Below are 19,749 nucleotides of genomic sequence, written 5' to 3' on the forward strand. Positions count from 1 at the left end.
TAAAAAAATATAGGCATTGCGATTCGAGTAAATTCTTGAATCACAATGTCTATTTTTTTATACATTAATTTTTCGAACCCTCACCAGCAAAATATTCTTTGGTTAATCTTACAACCGTACCAGAGAGCAGGAACAGTGCAATTAAGTTAGGGATTGCCATTAAACCATTGAAGGTTTCTGCGATACTCCACATCAGTCCAAGATTTGCTGTTGCACCAAGGATTGCAACGAGAGAATATGCTACCATGAAAGGTTTAATGACTTTCTCTGAGAATAAAAATTCAATACAGCGGGCACCATAGAGTCCCCAGCCAAGAATAGTAGAAAAGGCGAAGCAGCACATTGCAATTGCGGTAAAGATGGAAACCCAGCTTCCGTAAACAGATGTGAATCCAGAAATGGTAAGCTCAGCACCAGCTGCAGCTCCATATTCAATCGTGGTGCCGCTGCAAAGAATAACAAGAGCAGTCAAAGTACAGATAACAATTGTATCAGTAAATACTTCAAATATACCAAACATTCCCTGCTTTACAGGTTTTTTTGTGTCTGCACATGCATGAGCTATGGAACCAGTACCAAGTCCAGCCTCATTAGAGAAGATACCGCGGGAAACTCCTTTTTTCATACTGGTAAACATGCTTCCGACAATGCCGCCGGTTACGGCAGATGGTTTAAATGCACCTTCAAAAATAGAAGCAAATACTGTAGGAATTGTGCTGATATTGATTACGATAACACCGAGAGCAAGAACTATATATAATAATGCCATAAAAGGAACAAGCTTTTCTGTTACTTGTCCGATACGTTTTACACCGCCCAACAAAATTAGTGCAACAAGTACAGCCATTAAAATACCAATGATTAAATTAGAAGTTGACACAGCATCATTAGAGATTACGTGAAAATCAATAAGAGCTGAATTAATAGCAGTGGTGATTGTGTTAACCTGTGTTGCGTTTCCAGTTCCGAATACAGTCAGTACACCAAAGGCGGCAAAAAGATAAGCAAGCCACATCCAACGTTTTCCAAGACCATTTTTTATGTAATACATTGGACCGCCGACCAGATCGCCATCAGCATTTTTCTCACGGAAATGAACGGCAAGTGTTACCTCGGCAAATTTAGTGCACATACCAAGAATAGCAGAGATCCACATCCAAAAGATAGCTCCAGGTCCGCCTATTGCAATCGCACCGGCAACACCGGCAATATTTCCAGTACCAACAGTTGCAGCAAGCGCAGTACATACAGCCTGAAATGGTGTCAAAGCACCATCAGATGCGTTCTTTTTGCGAAACATGCGTCCGATTGTTGTTTTAATTGCATAAGGAAATTTGCGTATCTGGAGAAAACGTGTGCGAAGACTCAAATAAAGGCCAACGCCAAAGATGCAAACCATAGCAGGAACACCCCAGATGAAATTGTTCACGGCTAAGTTGACGGTCTCAATAAATTGAAGCATAAAAAATCCTCTTTCTTGTTAGTTCAAAATTTTACAAAGGACACTATAACACGATATAATTTATGGTTCAAGCGTTATTTTAAAAGTTCAACATGTTGAACTTTTCTTTACATTATTTAGGAAAATTGGTATCCTTAATAATACACGCAAAAAATGTTTTGAAGAAAGGAAAGAAAAAGATACTATGGTAGAATTATTAAAATTTGAAGACTTCGATCAGATGTATTCAATAATGGAACAAAGTTTTCCATATGATGAATATAGAGGATATGAGGGCCAGAAACAATTATTTGAGAATCCAGAATATAAGGTGTTTATACATAGAAATGAAGAAAAAAAAGAAATAGATGGATTTTTATCTGCCTGGGAGTTTGATGATATCTTATTCTTTGAGCATTTTGCAGTAAGCAGCAAAGTACGAAATGGTGGTATCGGAGGACGCATGTTAAGAGAGGTCCTTGCTAATGTAAATAAAATGACATGTCTTGAAGTTGAGCTGCCAGAAGGAGAACTTGAAAAAAGGCGTATTAGCTTTTATGAAAGAAATGGATTTTGCTATAATCCATATCCATATACTCAGCCATCAATTGCTCCGGGAAGAGAACCGATTCCACTTCGTATTATGACATATCAAAGAGCAGTTACTGAAGCTGAATACCAAAAAATAAAAAATCTGCTGTACCGACGTGTATATCACGTATCAGAACAGCAGATGAAATAAATAATATTAAAAGACATCCAAATCTTTTCCGTTTACGGTATAACCTTCATACCCAGCGGTCTTAATCTCATCCAGGATTGCCTCATCGCGCCGAGCCATTTCAGCAGCCAGATTGATGTGGTTATCCTGGATATTCATATGGTAAATTCGGTGGTATGTAACAAGAAGCTTAGGCTGAGCTTTTTTTGCTACCCATGCCAGATCCGTGCTTAATGTATGCACTTCTCTGTGATATTTCTGCCACTTTGGTTCGCGTGCAGAGATACCAGCTGAATATTCTACTTCATGCAGTAAAATGTCGCATCCAGAAGCTTTTTGGGCTACGAGTTCAAGAGGAGCCGTATCGCCGCTGATTACAATTGTGCGATCTGCCGTCACGAATTTATAGCCATAGCAGGTTAGTGTGCCGTGGCTGACAGGAAATGCCTCCACGCTCACATATTCATCCTGATAGATAATGCCAGGATTTTCTTCATTTTCAATTTCGGTCACATCCACCTTATAACCATTTTCATTTGCTTTTTCAAATCCATGAATACGAAAATCAATATCTGTGGAATATGCTTCTAAAATATGGTCAGTCATATGACGCAGTCCCTTTGGACCAAAAACCTTAAGTGGTGTATTGCGCTCAAGCACCCATGGAGTAAAAATAAGATCTGAATATCCGGCAGTGTGATCAGTGTGCAGATGGGTACAAAAAGCAGTGCATAAAAGATCAGGGCGAAGTGCATCAATCCCGTTAAAATAAGCCTTGGAAGCCTGACGGACAACGCCCGGTCCAAAATCAACCAGATACGCACGATTCCCAACAACAATTGCGGAAGACGGGCCGCTTGCATTTGGGCATGCATTAGGCGTTCCCGTTCCAAGAAGAACAAGTTTTGTTTCCATATATATAAAGAATTCCTTTCTTTTTTCATGGAGTTTATTATAATGGAGTTATAGAAAAAAGACAAGAAAGGAACCAAACGAAATTTATGAATAAAATTAATTACCAAAAGCGTCTGGAAGAGACGATAGATAAAGAAACAAAGGCCGGGCATGTTCCGACACTTTTTTTGCACAGCTGTTGTGCACCGTGCAGCAGCTACGTGTTAGAGTATCTGTCCAATTACTTTAAAATCACCGTATTTTACTATAATCCGAATATCACAGAGGAGACAGAGTACAAAAAACGTGTCGCAGAACAGGCACGTCTGATTTCGGAACTTGATACAGTTTATCCGATTCAGCTTGTGGAAGGAACATATGACCCACAGCGCTTTTATGAGATCACGAAAGGAATGGAGCAGATGGACGAGGGCGGTGAGCGCTGCTTCGCCTGTTATAGGCTGCGTTTAGAGGAAGCTGCGAAGTTAGCAGCAGATGGTGGGTTTGACTATGTTACAACGACACTTTCCATAAGTCCAATGAAAAACGCTGAGAAATTAAATGAGATAGGGGCGGAAGTGGGAGCCAAATATGGCATCCCCTGGTTGTTTTCAGATTTTAAGAAAAAGAATGGCTATAAGCGTTCTGTGGAGCTGTCAAAGGAGCATGATTTGTACCGCCAGAGCTATTGTGGCTGCGGCTACTCAAAGGCACAGGCAAAAAGAGAGGGGCGGATCTGATGGAACAGCAAAAAACAAAAGAGAGTAAGAAACGCTATTTTGCCTATGATTTTATGCGTGCGGCTGCCATGCTTTTGATTGTATTTTATCATATGAACTGCGAGTGGAGTGCGCGCCTTATGGAAAGCCCGCTTGTCGTAACGAAAATTGGCACGCAGGGATATCTTGGCTGGCAGGGAGTGTCACTGTTTATTCTGGTGTCCGGCGCCGCGCAGTGTATCTCCTATGAGCGCTGCAGTGACTTAAAAACTTACTATAAAAAGCGCTGGTGGAGTATTTTTCCATCATTTTATATGGCATACTTTGTATGCTACTTGATGGGCGGATTTGGCGGCGGAGTTAAACTTTTTGATTTGTCATTTTTATGGACTATTACCGGACTTGATGGCTATGCATCGTTGTTTGGTATTCAAAGCCACTACCTTGTCGGAGAATGGTTTATCGGAATGATTCTTGTCCTTTACATCGTCTTTCCGGTATTGTATGCACTGGTTAAGCGCTATCCAAAGCCAACACTAATCGCAGCGATTCTTTATTATCTAGTGATGGTACAGCTTCTTGGAAATACGGGAAGAGTGGACAAGGATATCTTATTAAATGTGGTTGTTTTTCTGGCGGGTATTTATCTGTATCGCTATATGAAAAACGTGTCACTTCGCACAGGTGTGGCAGCAGCTGTAGTGTTGTGCCTGGTTGTGTTTGTCCCGCTTCCAGAGCGTGTAACGTGGTATTTATTTGCAGTCGAAGGCATTTTGTGGTATCTGATTTTTATGGCAGCAGGAAATGCGCTGGATCGGATAAAAAATTTGCCGTGCGTGATTCTGAAAAAACTTGTCGGTGTGCTTTCAAAGTATTCATATGAGATATTTTTGCTGCATCATGTACTTATAAGTGTATCGTTATCACCATATGAGCAAAATACATATTATTCGGTGGGACAGTATCTGCTTTGGGCGCTGCGTGCGCTTGCTGTAATAGGAATTGCATCATGGATGATTTATCCTAGATGGAAGCCAAAGACAACGAAAGCGCAGGCAACAAAAACACAGTAAACTAAATGGCATGGTTAATGTGATGTAAGATGCAGACTGCGCTCATAGGCTTCTCGGCTTAGGCTGCATACCTGACTGCGAAGTGTTTCCCAGTAGCCAGAAGAAATCGGATGATCACAAGCGGCAGAAAATGCCTGATTGCCAAGCTCACTTTCGATAACTTCATAAAAGTATTCAACTCCTCGTTCGAGTATGCCACCCTTTGTGGCGGCATTTTTTGTATCTTGTTTCAACTCCTCTTTTGTTTTTACTGCGATGGCAATCGTGTTGAGTGCGTATGAGTAGACATCAAGAGACAGTGCTTCCTCATCAGATACACAGACAGGCATTGAGGTTGTAAAATCGTGAAGACCACCAAACCAGGTATCAGAAAAATGCTGCATAAATTCTAACAATGCAGACGGCAGAAGATCATTACGGCGAAGAGATGGAACTGGATCATCGAAAAATTTCGTAAATGATCTCTGGGCATACTGAAATGCTTTTCCAATATCATTTAGCGTAACTGAAAGACCAGCCTTTTGTGCGGCTTCGTGAATGCAAAAGCAGGCTTCACAGCAGACATGGCTTGTGATTTTTCCAGCAAGAAAGATCAGTGCCTGAGATGCAGATAAAGAAACTGTTTTTCCATAAGGGGTAAGCAGAATGTCAAGCAGTACACGGCGGTTAGAGTGCTTAAAAGCAGGTGTTGGGGATATGGTATTGATGCCGACACTTGTGATATCAATTCCATGAACGTCAGTAAAAATATTTGGAAGAATTTTAACGATAGAAACGTCGTTTCCGAGAAGATTCGCATACCAGTTTTCATCTGGTGTTGGAGTAAATGAATACAAATCTGGCAGTGGCTGTGAGGCGGCACGAAGCGTATTATAATAGGGAAGAAGTATGGTTTTTGCGATATCGACAGCGACAGTCGGCGGCACCGCGACTATGAGAATTGTAGGATGGAACTTGAATAATACAGAGTCAATTGGATCTGTACAAAGCACACAGTCCTTTAATATATTAGTACGCGAAGCCAATTTTTCTGGATGTTTTCCGATGGCACACACATTTCCTACCATTGGTTGTCTTAATTCTGAAAAAAGATAATGAAGTCCCCTGTTTAAATAGCCTGCTATAAAACCAGTTCCAAGTATGACAATGTTTTCCTGCATTGAAAAAACCTCCTGCTAATATCATGTTTGCTCTCGCCTTCTTATGTTGCAGTGTAACACAAAACTAAGAGGACGTAAAGAAAAAAGAAAAATAAATGCAACTCGATATAAGAACATCCTATAGCAAAATATAGGAAAAATCCTTTTCTGATTTTGTTGACAGAAAAAAATAACATGGTATGATAGAACTCAAGCAGTTAAGCTGTTATGAGGGTTTGCAAGTATCCGCATCTAGCATGATGCGTGAACTGTAACTGCAAAATAAAGTTTCCCTGTTGATGGGCGAGAAAAAAGTCTGTTTCGGGGAATGGAAGGGCATGGTACGATTATGAGAAAACATCACATTCTTACAGCAGTAGCGGCGGCAGCCGTTTTCAGTCTTGGAGCTAGTACATTGGCTTTAGCAGGCGAGGAGTCAACATCTGGTGGAACTTTCACTTATGCCAGATCTGATTCTACGACCTCTTTCGATCTTCATCAGGAAATTACAGAAAATAATGCCTTTGCAATTGATAAGGTGTTTGAGTCACTTGTGACTTTTGATAACGATGGAAATATTATTGACTGGCTGGCAGAAGATCATAAGATCAGTGATGATGGTCTTGTATATACCTTTACGCTTCGTGATGGTTTAAAGTTTAGCGATGGCACAGATGTGACAGCAGAGGATGTTAAGTTTTCCATTGAGCGCCATCTTGAAGTTGGAGGTTCACTTCCAATTGAGGCAGATGTAAAATCTGTTGAGGCAGTGGATGAAAAGACAGTAGAGATTACACTGGGAACAGCTTACACACCATTTCTTTCAGAGCTTGCCAATTTCTCAAATGGAATTATTCCAAAGGATTTTGGTGGAAAGACTGAGGAGGAGTTTTTCAAGAATCCAGTTGGTACAGGTCCATTTGCCGTATCCGAGTGGGATCCATCTGGAGATTTGACTTTTGTAAAGAATGAATATTACTGGCAGGAAGGAAAGCCATATATTGATGAGCTGGTATATAAAGTAGTAGATGATGACAATCAGGCACTTAATCAGCTGCTTGCAGGTGAGATTGACGGAATTGAGGATTTGTCACTTAGCAATGCATCAAATGTAGATGGAAATGCTGATACGAAGACAGCAACCAGCTTTAGCTACAATGTAGAAGAGCTGTTCTTTAATACGCTTGATGAGCACTTCAGTGATGAGCATGTACGCCGTGCACTTGCAATGGCAATTGACAGAGAGTCACTGACAAAGGCATTAACCTTTGGCTATGCAGAGATAGCAAACACTGTTCTTCCGCGTGCGCTTTTGTATCAGACAAATGATACGGTAAATGCGCTTTCGTATGATATTGACGCTGCAAAAGAAGAATTGGCACAGTCTGCATATCCTGATGGCTTTGACACTACGATCAGCATCGCATCTGGAAATAATACACGTCTTCAGGAGGCACAGATCATTCAGGCAGCAGGTGCACAGATTGGAATCAATATTGAAATTAATGCACAGGAAATTTCTACATTCCGTTCAGATTTCCGCGATTTAAATTTCTCTATGATGATCAACAGTGCAACAGCTGATTATCCGGATGCAAACTCTATTTTTGCATTTCAGGTCGATCCAGATGGATGGAGCAAGTGCTACTGGACTTCTTATAACAATGAGACAGCAGCAGATTTGATGAGAAAAGGACAAGTGACACCAGACGGAGATGAACGTGCCGCAGTTTACGAAGAGCTGCAGCAGATTTTAGCAGATGAAGTTCCGTATATTCCGCTGTATAATTCAGAGAACGTAGTTGGACTAAGAGATAATGTAGAGGGCTTTACTGTATTGCCGAATGGAAGTGTCCACTTTGAGGATGTTTATTTTGAAGAATAATAGTTATAAAACGATGACAAGAGCGCTTATTAGGGCAGCTCTTGTCATTGCGCTTGTTACAGCAGCAGTTTTTTTACTGATTCGTCTCGTGCCAGGAGATCCAGTTGTTATGGTTCTTGGAGAACATGCGACAGATGAGGCAGTAAACCAATTAAGAGAGCAGCTGCATTTAAATGATTCACTTGGGCAGCAGTTTCTCATTTTTCTGCAAAATGTATTTTTACATGCAGATACGGGCAATTCAATTAAATATGGCGTATCGTGCCGCAGTCTGATTTTACAGTATGCACCAGTGACACTTTTGCTTGTTGTCATGTCAATGACTATTTCAATTGTTATATCACTGCTTCTTTCATTTACGGCAGCCACACATAAAGATGGCATTGCAGACCATTTAATTAGGATTATTCCTATTATTGCGCATGGTATGCCTGTTTTTTGGATCGGACTAATTTTGATTCTTATTTTTTCTGTCAATTTGAAGTGGTTTCCAGTTGGCGGTCTGAAAAAAGGGACAGCAGGCATGATTTATAGTTTGATTTTGCCATCAATAACTGTATCATTTGGGCAGATTCCGCCGCTTGTGCGTTCACTTAGAGAGCAATTGATAGAAACACTTGATGCAGATTTTGTGCTTACGCTTTGTGCAGCAAAGCTTCCAAGACGTGTAATTTTATGGAAACATGTGCTTCATAATGCAGTAGTGCCAACATTGATGCTGCTTTCTGTCAATTTGTCTTATTTAATAGGAGGAACACTTGTGGTTGAGCAGGTATTTGCTGTAAAAGGAATTGGAAAGCTATTATTTGAGGCAATATCCAATCGTGATTTTCCACTTGTAGAGGGAATCACTCTGTACTGCGCATTTTTTGTTATCATTATTAGCTTGATTGTTGATTTGATTGCAAAGAAGATTGATCCGCGAATGGCAAAAGTGTAAAAATTGCGACAGTATAACATATTAAGTAAAATGAAAGGACAAAGGCGCATATTGTTATGAAACAGGCAAAAATAAAAAAAATAAAAAAAACACATGCGCCGACATTGTGGATCGGTCTTTTTATGATGGGTCTACTGGTAGTTTTAGCTATACTGGCGCCTGTGATCTGCCCATATGATCCACTGGAACAAAATCTTGCAGAGTTTCTTAAGGCACCTGGGGCAAAGCACTTGTTTGGAACAGATCAATTAGGGCGTGATTTATTCACAAGAACGCTGTATGCTGCGCGAACTGATCTATGGATTATGGTTATGGCTGAGATAGCACCATTTATAATAGGTATTTCTCTTGGAATGGCAGCAGGATATTTTGGCGGTGCGATTGACTGGCTGGTAGGAATGGCATCAGATACATTTATCGCATTTCCATTTTATTTGCTTGTCATTGTGATCGCATTTGCATCTGGTGCAGGTTCGCACGGTATCTTTATCACATATTTGTTAGTTGGATGGCTTATTTACTGCAAGGTAGCACGAGGACAAAGTGCAGCACTTAAAAATTCAGAGTGGATTGCAGCAGCAAAGATTCTTGGATACTCTGATATCAGAATTTTATTTTGTGAACTGCTCCCCAATATTATTCCGCAGGCAATTGTCCTTTTAATGACAGATATGGTTGGACTTCTTGTCATTATTGTAACGCTTGGATACTTGGGCATTGGAATTTCACCACCCACACCAGATTGGGGTACCATGATCTCAGAGGGACAAACCTTTATGACAAGTGCCTGGTGGCTTTCAGTTTTGCCTGGTATGTTTGTCGTATATACAGGAGTGGCGCTCTCATTTATAGGAGATGGGCTTGCAGATCGTTTTCGTTAAGAAAAAGAAAGGATGTAAGAATTTTATGGAAAAGCAGACTGATTCAGTTGAAACAGTGAAATCCATAGCATCAGATTTAAAAGCAGTAGAACCGATTGTATCAGTAAAAAATTTAATAGTGACTGGAAAAGATGGCCGACTTCTTGTCGATCATCTTTCTTTGCAGTTAAAGCGAGGAGAGACGCTTGGCCTAGTTGGAGAATCAGGTTCAGGAAAGACACTTACATTAAAAAGCCTGATAGGACTGCTTCCTAAAAATCTTTCAGAGAGCTATGAAGAAAAAAAGATTAACGGAAATGTGGCAATGATTTTTCAAAATCCGATGAGTGCACTCGATCTGCTATGTCCTGTTTTTGCACAGCTCATTGAGGTTGTTATGATAAGGCAAAATGTGAGCAAAAAAGAAGCAGTATGCCGCGCTAATGAGCTAATTGAGCGCCTTGGCTTACCGAAAGAGCTTTCTAAAAAGGATCGCCTTCCATCAGAGCTTTCCGGTGGACAATGTCAGAGAATTTTGATTGCCATGGCACTTGCCTGTAACCCAGATGTGCTTTTATGTGATGAACCGACCACGGCGCTTGATGTTACTGTTCAAAAGCAGACACTTGATTTGATCTTGTCGCTGCAAAAAGAGATGAATTTTGCCATATTGTTCGTCACTCACAATTTGGCAGTGGCAGCAGGCATATGCAGTCATCTTGCTGTGATGCATCATGGAAAAATTGTGGAAAGAGCTGCAACAAAGGAGATTTTATTAACGCCTAAGGATGAGTATACGAAAATGCTTTTGTCAGCAATTTTGCGTATTCCACATAGATGACCCCAACATAATAACATATCATTAAGAAGGAGCGGCAGCAAAATGCAAAAAAGTGATGTACTTTTAGAAATTAGAAACATTCAGGCATCATACAAAGAATACCCTGCATTAAATAATGTCAGTCTTGATATTAAAAAAAATACAGTACTTGGTCTTGTTGGAGAATCAGGTTCAGGAAAGTCAACACTGGCAAAGGTTATCACTGGGCTTTTGCAGGCTGATACGGGAGAAGTTGTATTTGATGGAGAAATGCTTTATAGCAAGAAAAATCATCTGCATCGCAAGCAGCAGTGTAAACAAATTCAAATGGTATTTCAAAATCCAGAAGGCTCATTAAATCCAAAGCACACAATAGAAAAAATACTTTCTGATGCAATGCTGTTTCATAAAGTTACAGACAGGGCGCATGTAAAGGAAAAATGTCAGGAATGGGTACAGCGCATGGAACTTCCAGAAGATACACTTTCACGTTTTCCATCATCTTTTTCCGGCGGACAAAAGCAGCGAATTGCACTTGCAAGAGCGCTCTGTGTTTCACCAAAATTTTTGATTGCAGATGAGCCAACTAGTGCTTTAGATGTTTCAGTGCAGCTTCGTATGCTGCAGTTAATCAAAGAACTTAAACGGGAGATGGGGCTGACAATTCTTTTCATCTCGCATGATATGGGTGTTATTTATGATATCTGTGATGAGGTGGCTGTCATGAAGGATGGAAAAATTGAAGAGACAGGAGAAAAGAAAGCTTTTTTTGCGAATCCTAAAACAGAGTATGGAAAACTTCTACTTGACAGTGTGCCAACTCTGCCGTATTTGGAGTGAAGAAGTGGACCGTGAAAGATGAGAGAAAAGTCAATGAGAGGAAACAGAAGAAACCATGGAAAAGAGAGCAGATTGGATAAAAGAAATTTATGTAGATCAGGCAGATAATTCAAACAAATTAAAAGCACAAACAGATGTGACCGATTCAAAAGTGTTAACAGGCATCAGTCAGATACAATATGAAATTCCAGGTTTTGTAGATTTCCACCTCCATGCAGGATGGACTGATTTTGATCATGATGATCAGGAAAAGAGAAGTAGCTTGGATGTAGAAGGACGCATTAAGCGCTGCCTTAATGAACTTGTTGCTATGGGTTTTCGTATAGTTCGCGATGCAGGCGGGCTAGAGTGCATCAAGGCAGATGCATGGAAACAAAGCACTAAAGAAAATGCGCTTTCTGTTGTCGAATGCTCTGGAATGGTGAATGGTGAAAATGCTAAAGACAGTGCTTTTCAGAATTGTATAAAAAAACGAAACAGTCTGTGGGTAAAGATTTTTGCAACAGGCGGTGTCGGTGCACCACCAGAGAAAGTACTGATTCCAACAATGAAAAAAGAAATATTTTTCAAGCTGGTACAAGACTATCATGCAGCTGGAAAACTTGTCATGGTTCATACATGGGGCGGAGACAGCCTAGACTGGTGCATTGAGGCAGGTGTGGATTCAGTCGAGCATGGTATTTACATGAATCAAAGACAGGCATATGAATTATCATCAAAAAACATACTCTATGTCCCGACAGCAGCAATTTATCAGCTGCTTGCCGCTAATGATAATCCACTGAAGGTCGCATCATTTTTTGCAGAGCATGCGCGTCCGGCTGTTATAGCACATCAAAAAGCAGTAGAATATTGTGTAAAAGAAGGTGTTCGCATGACATGCGGCACTGATTTTTATTCTGATCCAAAGCTGTTAGCTTACGAATATGAGGAAGTTTTTGCATTGCAGCGCTATGGTGTGCCTAAAGAGGAAGCTTGGGCGGCATTTTGTGGGCAGACCATTACAAAAAAGGAGACAGGTGCGTGTCTTCATTCGACAATCCGATTAAAACGCCATCCGTATGAGATTAATTCACCAGAAGAATTAAAAGCTGAGATTTGCAGAATGTGAAGAATAAGTTCTTGACATATGCCTGAAAATACGCTATAGTAAAAGTCCTTTTGCAAAAGAATGTACAGCATGTACGAGAACGGACAAACCCTAGAACGGACGGGCCCGAAGGTGGGACAAACCGGATCAGATAGGTATTTTATGGCAAAATCCATAAAAGGCAGACCTACTTGGCAAGATACAGTTCACACATATGTGAGAACCGTGATAAGTTGTATGACTACCAGGAGGAAGTACGATGATTACAGTACAAAATTTATGTAAGACCTATAAGGTCGCAAAGAGAAAAGCAGGCATGAGAGAAGCCTGCCGCAGCTTATTTCGGCGTGAATACGAAGAAATTCACGCACTTGATCACATTAGTTTTCAGATTGGTGACGGAGAAATGGTTGGATACATTGGTAAAAATGGAGCTGGCAAGAGTTCAACAATTAAGGTACTAAGTGGCATTTTAACGCCGGATGAGGGAACTTGTGTTGTCAACGGAAAAATTCCATGGAAGGATCGCATTTCCTATGTAAAGGATATCGGAGTTGTGTTTGGGCAGCGAAGTCAGCTTTGGTGGGATGTGCCGGTAATTGACTCATTTGAACTTTTGAGGGATATTTATTCCATTTCACAGGCAATGTATAAAAATAATCTCGAAGAACTGACAGAACTTCTAAATTTATCAGAATTATTAAAAACACCAGCAAGACAGCTCTCACTTGGACAGCGAATGCGCTGTGAGATTGCTGCATCGCTACTTCACAGTCCAAGCATTCTTTTCTTAGATGAACCGACGATTGGACTGGATGCTGTGTCTAAGCTTGCAGTGCGCGATTTTATTAAGCAATTAAATCAAGACCACAAGACGACTGTCATTTTGACAACCCATGATATGCAAGATATTGAGGCATTGACAAATCGCATTTTGCTGATTGGAAAAGGGCGCATTTTGATGGATGGAAGCCCGGAAGAACTAAAGCAAGATGCCGCATCCATGGACGAGGCCGTTGTAAAGCTATATCGAAGCTTTGACGAGAATGAAGGGAGATAAGTCAAATGAAAAAGTATCTCTCTTTTTTTCGCATGCGCTTTTTGATGGGATTACAATATCGCGCGGCTGCAGCAGCTGGAGTCGTCACCCAGTTTACATGGGGATTTATGGAACTTCTTGTCTTTAGAGCATTTTATCAGGCAGATGCGTCTGCCTTTCCAATGAGATTTGAAGCTGTCGCCAGCTATATTTGGCTGCAACAGGCATTTTTGGCATTGTTCATGGCATGGATGATGGAACCTGAGATTTTTTCATCTATTATGGACGGGAATATTGCGTATGAGATGTGCCGCCCTGTCCATATTTATTCCATGTGGTTTGCAAGAAGTGTCGCGAACCGTGTGTCAAAGGCATTGCTTCGCTGTGCGCCAATTTTAGTTGTGGCTCTATTTTTGCCAAAGCCATATCGATTGATGCTTCCACAGGATCCAATGACGCTTTTCTTATTTTTACTGACAATGATACTTGGAACACTAGTAACAGTTGCAATTGGCGTGATTATTTATACCAGCTGTTGCTTTACGATTTCAGCCCAAGGAATTCGCATTTTTTACGCGTCTGCCTGTGAGCTTTTATCGGGGCAAATTGTGCCGCTTCCATTTATGCCAGAGGTGGTACAGCGTGTGTTAAAGGTGCTTCCGTTTGCTGCTATGCAGAATGTGCCATTTCGAATTTATTCAGGCGATTTATCAGGTCGAGCCATGGCAGAGGCAATTTTTCTTCAAATATTTTGGCTCATTGTGCTTGTTGGAGCTGGATGGCGATTTGCTAAATTTGCTGAAAAAAAGCTAGTTGTGCAGGGAGGGTGAGCCATGGAAAGAATGAATAGAAGAATCGAAAGAAACAAAAATAGAAATCATAATGGAAATCAAAATGAAAAAAGGCACAGAAAAAGAAGTAGAGGCAACATGAAAGCTGAGAATGCAAGGATTTCAGCAGTTCGTCTGTATTTGCACTATATCAGTATTCATATTCGAAGTGCAATGCAGTATAAGACTTCCTTCTTTTTGACGACACTTGGCCAGTTTTTGTTTTCATTTAACGTGTTTATGGGAATTACATTCATGTTTCAGCGATTCCACGAGGTGAAAGGTTTTACCTATAGTGAAGTATTGATTTGCTATGCACTTGTTTTGGTTGAGTTTTCATTGGCAGAAATGTTTGCAAGAGGCTTTGACTCATTTTCTGGAATGGTGCGCCATGCCGAGTTTGATCGAGTCCTTGTAAGACCACGCAACGAAATTTTGCAGGTATTAGGAAGCAAATTTGAATTATCAAGAATCGGAAGAAGCTTTCAAGCAATTATCTTGTTTATTTATGGCGTCATGACTGTACAGATCGACTGGAATCTGACGCGCGTGTTAACAGTTATTTTTATGCTGATCGGCGGAGCCGCTGTATTTTCGGGATTATTTATGGTTTATGCAGCGCTTTGCTTCTTTACACTTGATGGTCTTGAGTTCATGAACATACTAACAGACGGAGCAAGAGAGTACGGCAAATATCCAATTGGTATTTATGGGAAGGGTATGCTTCAATTTTGTACACTCGTTGTTCCGTATGCGTTGATTCAATATTATCCGCTCTTATATTTGCTAGGAAGAACCACTTCTCTTTGGAACATGGTGATGCCACTATTTGCTGTTATTTTTTTAATCCCGTGTTATGCGCTGTGGCGCGTTGGCGTGCACCACTACAAGTCTAGCGGATCGTGAGAGTGCAATGATAGACACGAAGTTCATACGATTGAGGCAGCTGCAGAGCTTGGCTTTGGAAGCAGAGAGTATGAACTGGTGACAGTAGAGTAAACTTTTGTATCAAAAAACATAAAAATATCCAGACATTGCTTCGAAAGAGAACGCGAGTGTCTGGATGTTTTGCTGTTTTGTAAGGTGTTTTGCGTGCCTCCGATATTTCAAGTTTAGCTTTCTGAGTCTTCGTGATAGTTGACCGAGCGATCATAGTGATGAAATTGTGTGATGCGATCTGGCTTCTTACAGGAAGCCGGAAGCTTTATCTTTAATTCATCCATCTCAGAAGTGGTAAGATGCGTATAGGCATCTTCAGAGCGGCGCACATAGTAGCGAAACGAGAAAAGATCACGCTTCTCCTCGGCGGCTTCTTCTGTTGTCCAGAACTCATGGAACGAGGTAAAACGCTTGTCGTAGAAATCTTTTTCAAAGCGGTCAAAGCCGGTTTGATTTTCATAGAAATAATGGCGGTTTCCATCCTTATATATCACTTCAATATAAGAAAAGACCTCCTCAGTGCCCTGTCCCGGACAGCAGCATCCAAGGTTAAATACGATATCATTCATAACATGGCCCTCACGCCATGCAGAAACGTTTTCTGTTGATAAAGAAAAATTCATAATAATGCCTCCTGTGTAATGAGTTACTGTTCATGGGGCTTTGCCGTGAACTGTAATGTTAAATGAACCTGCTATTTTTGTATTATCATATCATATATTGACAAAGTGGGCAACTCCTAGTAGACTTAATTGGAAAATAGTAGAAGTAAAGAGGAAGAGAGGAAAACACTATGCAGGCAAAACAGGAAAAATGGGACTTATATGATCAGCAGGGCAGAAAAACAGGAAAGACCATTCAGGCAGGCGAGAATGTTCCGTATGGATATTGCCTGTACTGTGTTGGTATCTGGGTAATTGACAGCGAAAAAAAGATTTTGCTCACAAAGCGTAGCAGTCAAAAACGTTATGCACCTGGCAAGTGGGAGAACACAGGCGGTCATATGATTTCAGGAGAGACAAGCAGACATGCCATTGTGCGTGAGCTTAAGGAAGAAACAGGCATTCAGATTGAAGAAGATGAGCTGATTGAGCTTGGAGATAATCATATTGGTCAGTTCCTTGGCGATAATTATGCCGTTTTTAAAGATGTGGCACTTGATGAGGTTCATCTTGAAGAGGGAGAGACAGAGGATGTTATCAAGGTAACACTTCCACAGCTTGAGGAAATGGCAGAGAAGAAGATGCTTAGTCCTGCAGTGTGGGATCACATGGCTGGATATAAGGATGAGTTTTATCGTTTGTTCGATTAAGCAGATATTAAAATCAAAGCCAATACAAGTATATTTGCAGAAGAGGCTTTGTAGTGAAAATGAAGAAGGAGGTGCAGCATGAGTCAGCTGTTAATAAAGTCACAGGACATTCGCTATACAAAGCTTACATTTGTAGTACAATTTACAGAGGATACCATGTTGCCTAAACAGAAGGTATCTACTATTCGCGGTGGAATCGGAGAAATGCTGCTGCGTGCTAATTGCGTGCGTGGGCGCGAATGTGAAAAATGTGATTTTTTAGATGAATGTATCGTGCAGCGCATCATGTATTCTAAATATGAAAAGAAGCCATCTTTTGTGACAATGGGCGAGAGCGTAGGCTATGTGCTTGAATGTGATAATTATAAGGAAGAGTTTTATCAGGGAGATCAGTTAAGCTTTCAGTTAATTCTTTTCGGAAAGAATATTGTTTACTTTAATCAATATCTTCAGGCAATCAGTATGCTCGGAGTATCAGGTCTTGGCAAGCATCAGGCACATTTTATTATTGTTTCTGTTAAAAATCAGTATTGGCAGGATATTCTTGTAAATAACAGCATTCAAATGGGAAACTATCAAATTTCCACGCTAGGAGAATATATTGATTACCGAATGAGACAGCTAAAAAAAGTACAGATAAAGGAATCACAGCTGCAAAAAGAACAACAAGGAAGTTTGTCTAAGGTAAGTGACGCTTGTTATTCAGGGATGCTGGCATTTCACACACCATTCACAGTAAAATATCAAGGAGAATTTATTCGTGATCTTCAAATGGATCCAATCATCGCGTCCATTCGCCGCCGCCTTTATATGCTGGACTGCTTTGAAGGTATCGAAGCAGAAATATTTTGGGATGAAACGCCAGAGACAGCTGTTACTACGCGTCAGCAGTCAAGATTAGAAGGAGTCAATCGCTATTCAAATAGAAGAGACAGTGCAATGACACTTCGTGGAATCAAAGGAAAAGTTTGGTTTGATGGTGCAAATGAAGATACAATGAAACTGCTGTTTGCAGGAGAATTGCTTCATATTGGAAAAAACAGCAGCTTTGGATTTGGAGAGTATCAGGTGATGTGGTAATAGCCCGTGAGGGCATTAGAGCAAGAATGGATGGAAAAATTCTCGGGACACCTGTAATATTGACATATACAAGTTGAATTTTTATAATCTTGTTAAAAACAGAGATCAATTGATTTCTGGCATAAAGACAGGAGAGATTAGAATTGAAAGAAAGAAAAGAAGAATACCATCAGACAGGCGAAGGCAGAAAAGAGCTGGACGTATTTGATGAACAGTGGTTACACACAGAACGCTTAGGGCGTATCAGCGAAGTACAGAAAAATAGTTACCTGATTCGATATTTGGAAAAGGAGATTCCGGCAAAATTAAGTGGAAAATTTTATAAGGAAGAAACCATGTTCCCAGTAGTTGGAGATTATGTGACTTTTCGTTACAATCCAAAAGGTGATTCAAAAATTATAGAGATCTGTGAACGAAAAAATTTTCTGACGCGTCCAGATACGGCAAAAAGTATGAAAGAACAGCCAATGGCAGCAAATATTGACTATGCCTTTCTTGTCATGTCGTTGAATGACAATTTTAATCTTAATCGAGCAGTGCGCTATGCAGCGACTGTGTTGCAGGAGGGCGTACAGCCGATAGTAATTTTGACTAAAGTGGATTTATGTCCAGATGTGGAAAAATTGAAAGAACAGCTTAAAGAAATGCTTCCACAGATAAAAGTTCATGCGGTCAGTGCTTTGACAGGTGATGGGATGGATAAATTACAGGTGTATCTGCAGCCAGGAAAAACAATTGCACTTCTAGGATCCTCAGGTGTTGGAAAATCAACACTTGTCAATGCATTAGCAGGAACAGAGATTATGAAAACAGGTGAGATTCGCGAAAAAGATGCGAAAGGACGCCATACAACAACATATCGAGAAATGATTGAGTTACCAAGTGGTGTAATTGTGATTGACACACCAGGTATGAGAGAGATTGGACTTTGTGATGTAGACGAAGGAATTGATGATACATTTGAAGATATTGCAGAACTGGCGGCGCAGTGTCGTTTTCGTGATTGTACACACACAAACGAGCCGCGCTGTGCAGTAAGGCAGGCATTGGAGAATGGTCAATTATCAAAAGAGCGTTTTGAACTGTATCGTTCACTTCATGTCGAAAGCAGAAAAAGTGCAGATATGAAGGCAATTGCAAAGGCAAGGAAAGCATTGAATAAGACAAGAAAAAAGTGAAAAAAATGCCGCGAGTCATATGACCAGCGGCATTTTTGTCGTGTGATTTTTGTTGCCTTACATTAGTTAGTACCAATACTCCATCAATTCTTGTGTAGTAACAAATCCCATCCCTTTATAAATCTTAAATGCCGCTTCATTTTCCTCTGTCACATGTAGTGTAACTGGAAAGGTGATCGCTGGCTTTTGTAAAAGCACGTTTACTGCATCGCGACCATAGCCTTTTCCCTGATACTCCGGATGAATTGCAAGTCCATAGAGATTTGTCTGGTCTGGCTGGATTGAGGTTAATACAAGGCCGACAATTGTACCGCCTGTAGCAATGCACCAGATGGTTTCTCCAGTATCAAATGACTGCTCTAAGAATGCGATGGAATCTTCTTTTTCCATATCGAAGGCGGCACTGTGAACTGCGACAAGTGCAAGTAAGTCATCTTTTGTTGCCGGATAAAGAGTAACGGTGGCATTATTTTCTGCAATTGCAGCATCCCCAGCCACCTCAGGTCTTTTCTCTAACCTCATCAAATGCTCTGTTCCACTATATTCACAATCTAATACTTCCATTGTCATCAGCGCATCATAGCTGTTTCCATCTGGATAGAAGCATACTGGAGTTTCCTCGTATCCTTCCATAAGCTTCTGGAACAGACTTGTGAAAGCACCCTGGCAGCGATGAGCAGGACTTGTGAAGGCGCTAACCTCGAGATAATCCTCAAGATCATAGCAAAAAAGTACACTGATGAGCTTTGGATTTTTTGAAGACTGATAATATAAATATGCAGTGCCGTCTTCTTCATTCAAATCTGGTACGGCAAGTTCAAGCTGCTCATAGCGGATACAGTCATCAATAAGCTCACGGATGGAAGCTTTATCCTTTTCTGTCAATTCAGTAAATTCTTTTATTTTAATCATGGAATACCTTTAACCTTTCTGCAGCAGATACCATAGG

The 19,749-nt window shown here is 40.6% G+C and carries 20 protein-coding genes; 15 read left to right on the forward strand and 5 right to left on the reverse strand.

Annotation, left to right across the window (positions count from 1 at the left end; translation table 11 throughout):
• Positions 1–64 precede the first annotated feature (64 nt).
• Entirely contained in the window at positions 65–1,462 is a 1,398-nt protein-coding gene (locus WJP93_RS10285) for a sodium:alanine symporter family protein (protein WP_337548141.1), read from the reverse strand.
• 184 nt (positions 1,463–1,646) lie between these two features.
• On the opposite strand from WJP93_RS10285, the gene WJP93_RS10290 reads away from it, so the two are divergent.
• The gene (locus WJP93_RS10290; protein ID WP_337548142.1) at positions 1,647–2,183 is read left to right on the forward strand and encodes a GNAT family N-acetyltransferase; all 537 of its coding nucleotides are present in this window, start codon (positions 1,647–1,649) and stop codon (positions 2,181–2,183) included.
• Between the two features lie 6 nt (positions 2,184–2,189).
• Here WJP93_RS10290 and WJP93_RS10295 read toward each other — a convergent pair whose 3' ends face one another.
• On the reverse strand, positions 2,190–3,077 hold the full coding sequence (locus WJP93_RS10295; RefSeq protein WP_337548143.1) for an MBL fold metallo-hydrolase: 888 nt from the start codon (positions 3,075–3,077) through the stop codon (positions 2,190–2,192).
• A gap of 86 nt (positions 3,078–3,163) precedes the next feature.
• Between WJP93_RS10295 and WJP93_RS10300 the strand changes: the two genes are divergently transcribed.
• Together WJP93_RS10300 and WJP93_RS10305 are read left to right on the forward strand one after the other, a co-directional pair.
• Positions 3,164–3,796, forward strand: a complete 633-nt coding sequence (locus WJP93_RS10300; protein ID WP_337548144.1) for an epoxyqueuosine reductase QueH — start codon at positions 3,164–3,166, stop codon at positions 3,794–3,796.
• Positions 3,796–4,848 carry an acyltransferase gene (locus WJP93_RS10305; protein ID WP_337548146.1) on the forward strand — a complete coding sequence of 351 codons (1,053 nt, stop codon included), beginning with the start codon at positions 3,796–3,798 and terminating at the stop codon, positions 4,846–4,848. The genes WJP93_RS10300 and WJP93_RS10305 overlap by 1 nt, the downstream gene beginning before the upstream one ends.
• 14 nt (positions 4,849–4,862) lie before the next feature.
• Here WJP93_RS10305 and WJP93_RS10310 read toward each other — a convergent pair whose 3' ends face one another.
• Positions 4,863–6,008, reverse strand: a complete 1,146-nt coding sequence (locus tag WJP93_RS10310; RefSeq protein ID WP_337548147.1) for a hypothetical protein — start codon at positions 6,006–6,008, stop codon at positions 4,863–4,865.
• A 328-nt stretch (positions 6,009–6,336) separates the two neighbouring features.
• Here WJP93_RS10310 and WJP93_RS10315 point away from each other — a divergent pair, with 328 nt between their 5' ends.
• The 9 genes from WJP93_RS10315 (at position 6,337) to WJP93_RS10355 (ending at position 15,197) form a co-directional block, all read left to right on the forward strand.
• The gene (locus WJP93_RS10315; protein WP_337548149.1) at positions 6,337–7,872 is read left to right on the forward strand and encodes an ABC transporter substrate-binding protein; all 1,536 of its coding nucleotides are present in this window, start codon (positions 6,337–6,339) and stop codon (positions 7,870–7,872) included.
• Positions 7,862–8,812, forward strand: coding sequence for an ABC transporter permease (locus WJP93_RS10320; RefSeq protein ID WP_337548150.1), 951 nt, complete (start codon positions 7,862–7,864; stop codon positions 8,810–8,812). The genes WJP93_RS10315 and WJP93_RS10320 overlap by 11 nt, the downstream gene beginning before the upstream one ends.
• A gap of 56 nt (positions 8,813–8,868) precedes the next feature.
• Positions 8,869–9,693 (forward strand): ABC transporter permease, encoded by an 825-nt coding sequence (locus WJP93_RS10325; protein WP_337548151.1) that lies wholly within the window; start codon positions 8,869–8,871, stop codon positions 9,691–9,693.
• A 25-nt stretch (positions 9,694–9,718) separates the two neighbouring features.
• Positions 9,719–10,513 carry an ABC transporter ATP-binding protein gene (locus WJP93_RS10330; protein WP_337548153.1) on the forward strand — a complete coding sequence of 265 codons (795 nt, stop codon included), beginning with the start codon at positions 9,719–9,721 and terminating at the stop codon, positions 10,511–10,513.
• Between the two features lie 42 nt (positions 10,514–10,555).
• Entirely contained in the window at positions 10,556–11,332 is a 777-nt protein-coding gene (locus WJP93_RS10335) for an ABC transporter ATP-binding protein (RefSeq protein WP_337548155.1), read from the forward strand.
• Positions 11,333–11,387: 55 nt separating this feature from the next.
• Positions 11,388–12,443: an amidohydrolase family protein gene (locus tag WJP93_RS10340; protein ID WP_337548157.1), complete on the forward strand. Its 1,056-nt coding sequence runs from the start codon at positions 11,388–11,390 to the stop codon at positions 12,441–12,443.
• A 238-nt stretch (positions 12,444–12,681) separates the two neighbouring features.
• Complete coding sequence (locus WJP93_RS10345; RefSeq protein WP_337548159.1) at positions 12,682–13,482, forward strand: ATP-binding cassette domain-containing protein; 801 nt, start codon at positions 12,682–12,684, stop codon at positions 13,480–13,482.
• A 5-nt stretch (positions 13,483–13,487) separates the two neighbouring features.
• Positions 13,488–14,291 (forward strand): ABC-2 family transporter protein, encoded by an 804-nt coding sequence (locus WJP93_RS10350; RefSeq protein WP_337548161.1) that lies wholly within the window; start codon positions 13,488–13,490, stop codon positions 14,289–14,291.
• Between the two features lie 3 nt (positions 14,292–14,294).
• The gene (locus tag WJP93_RS10355; RefSeq protein ID WP_337548163.1) at positions 14,295–15,197 is read left to right on the forward strand and encodes an ABC-2 family transporter protein; all 903 of its coding nucleotides are present in this window, start codon (positions 14,295–14,297) and stop codon (positions 15,195–15,197) included.
• 206 nt (positions 15,198–15,403) lie between these two features.
• Here WJP93_RS10355 and WJP93_RS10360 read toward each other — a convergent pair whose 3' ends face one another.
• On the reverse strand, positions 15,404–15,853 hold the full coding sequence (locus WJP93_RS10360; RefSeq protein WP_337548165.1) for a hypothetical protein: 450 nt from the start codon (positions 15,851–15,853) through the stop codon (positions 15,404–15,406).
• A gap of 170 nt (positions 15,854–16,023) precedes the next feature.
• On the opposite strand from WJP93_RS10360, the gene WJP93_RS10365 reads away from it, so the two are divergent.
• From WJP93_RS10365 to rsgA, 3 genes are all read left to right on the forward strand, one after another.
• Positions 16,024–16,542: an NUDIX hydrolase gene (locus WJP93_RS10365; protein ID WP_227099913.1), complete on the forward strand. Its 519-nt coding sequence runs from the start codon at positions 16,024–16,026 to the stop codon at positions 16,540–16,542.
• A gap of 78 nt (positions 16,543–16,620) precedes the next feature.
• Positions 16,621–17,622, forward strand: a complete 1,002-nt coding sequence (cas6, locus tag WJP93_RS10370; RefSeq protein WP_337548166.1) for a CRISPR system precrRNA processing endoribonuclease RAMP protein Cas6 — start codon at positions 16,621–16,623, stop codon at positions 17,620–17,622.
• A 143-nt stretch (positions 17,623–17,765) separates the two neighbouring features.
• Positions 17,766–18,800, forward strand: a complete 1,035-nt coding sequence (gene rsgA, locus WJP93_RS10375) for a ribosome small subunit-dependent GTPase A (RefSeq protein WP_337548167.1) — start codon at positions 17,766–17,768, stop codon at positions 18,798–18,800.
• 66 nt (positions 18,801–18,866) lie between these two features.
• Here rsgA and WJP93_RS10380 read toward each other — a convergent pair whose 3' ends face one another.
• Positions 18,867–19,712, reverse strand: coding sequence for an N-acetyltransferase (locus tag WJP93_RS10380; protein ID WP_337548169.1), 846 nt, complete (start codon positions 19,710–19,712; stop codon positions 18,867–18,869).
• Positions 19,713–19,749: the final 37 nt, after the last annotated feature.

The organism is Anthropogastromicrobium sp. (assembly GCF_037349415.1).
Classification (GTDB): Bacteria; Bacillota; Clostridia; order Lachnospirales; family Lachnospiraceae; genus Anthropogastromicrobium; species Anthropogastromicrobium aceti.

Bases quoted from the DNA above. Each gene is read 5' to 3' on its own strand.
- WJP93_RS10285 (WP_337548141.1), bottom strand. From the start codon at position 1,462: ATGCTTCAATTTATTGAGACCGTCAACTTAGCCGTGAACAATTTCATC.
- WJP93_RS10290 (WP_337548142.1), top strand. From the start codon at position 1,647: ATGGTAGAATTATTAAAATTTGAAGACTTCGATCAGATGTATTCAATA.
- WJP93_RS10295 (WP_337548143.1), bottom strand. From the start codon at position 3,077: ATGGAAACAAAACTTGTTCTTCTTGGAACGGGAACGCCTAATGCATGC.
- WJP93_RS10300 (WP_337548144.1), top strand. From the start codon at position 3,164: ATGAATAAAATTAATTACCAAAAGCGTCTGGAAGAGACGATAGATAAA.
- WJP93_RS10305 (WP_337548146.1), top strand. From the start codon at position 3,796: ATGGAACAGCAAAAAACAAAAGAGAGTAAGAAACGCTATTTTGCCTAT.
- WJP93_RS10310 (WP_337548147.1), bottom strand. From the start codon at position 6,008: ATGCAGGAAAACATTGTCATACTTGGAACTGGTTTTATAGCAGGCTAT.
- WJP93_RS10315 (WP_337548149.1), top strand. From the start codon at position 6,337: ATGAGAAAACATCACATTCTTACAGCAGTAGCGGCGGCAGCCGTTTTC.
- WJP93_RS10325 (WP_337548151.1), top strand. From the start codon at position 8,869: ATGAAACAGGCAAAAATAAAAAAAATAAAAAAAACACATGCGCCGACA.
- WJP93_RS10330 (WP_337548153.1), top strand. From the start codon at position 9,719: ATGGAAAAGCAGACTGATTCAGTTGAAACAGTGAAATCCATAGCATCA.
- WJP93_RS10335 (WP_337548155.1), top strand. From the start codon at position 10,556: ATGCAAAAAAGTGATGTACTTTTAGAAATTAGAAACATTCAGGCATCA.
- WJP93_RS10340 (WP_337548157.1), top strand. From the start codon at position 11,388: ATGGAAAAGAGAGCAGATTGGATAAAAGAAATTTATGTAGATCAGGCA.
- WJP93_RS10345 (WP_337548159.1), top strand. From the start codon at position 12,682: ATGATTACAGTACAAAATTTATGTAAGACCTATAAGGTCGCAAAGAGA.
- WJP93_RS10350 (WP_337548161.1), top strand. From the start codon at position 13,488: ATGAAAAAGTATCTCTCTTTTTTTCGCATGCGCTTTTTGATGGGATTA.
- WJP93_RS10355 (WP_337548163.1), top strand. From the start codon at position 14,295: ATGGAAAGAATGAATAGAAGAATCGAAAGAAACAAAAATAGAAATCAT.
- WJP93_RS10360 (WP_337548165.1), bottom strand. From the start codon at position 15,853: ATGAATTTTTCTTTATCAACAGAAAACGTTTCTGCATGGCGTGAGGGC.
- WJP93_RS10365 (WP_227099913.1), top strand. From the start codon at position 16,024: ATGCAGGCAAAACAGGAAAAATGGGACTTATATGATCAGCAGGGCAGA.
- cas6 (WP_337548166.1), top strand. From the start codon at position 16,621: ATGAGTCAGCTGTTAATAAAGTCACAGGACATTCGCTATACAAAGCTT.
- WJP93_RS10380 (WP_337548169.1), bottom strand. From the start codon at position 19,712: ATGATTAAAATAAAAGAATTTACTGAATTGACAGAAAAGGATAAAGCT.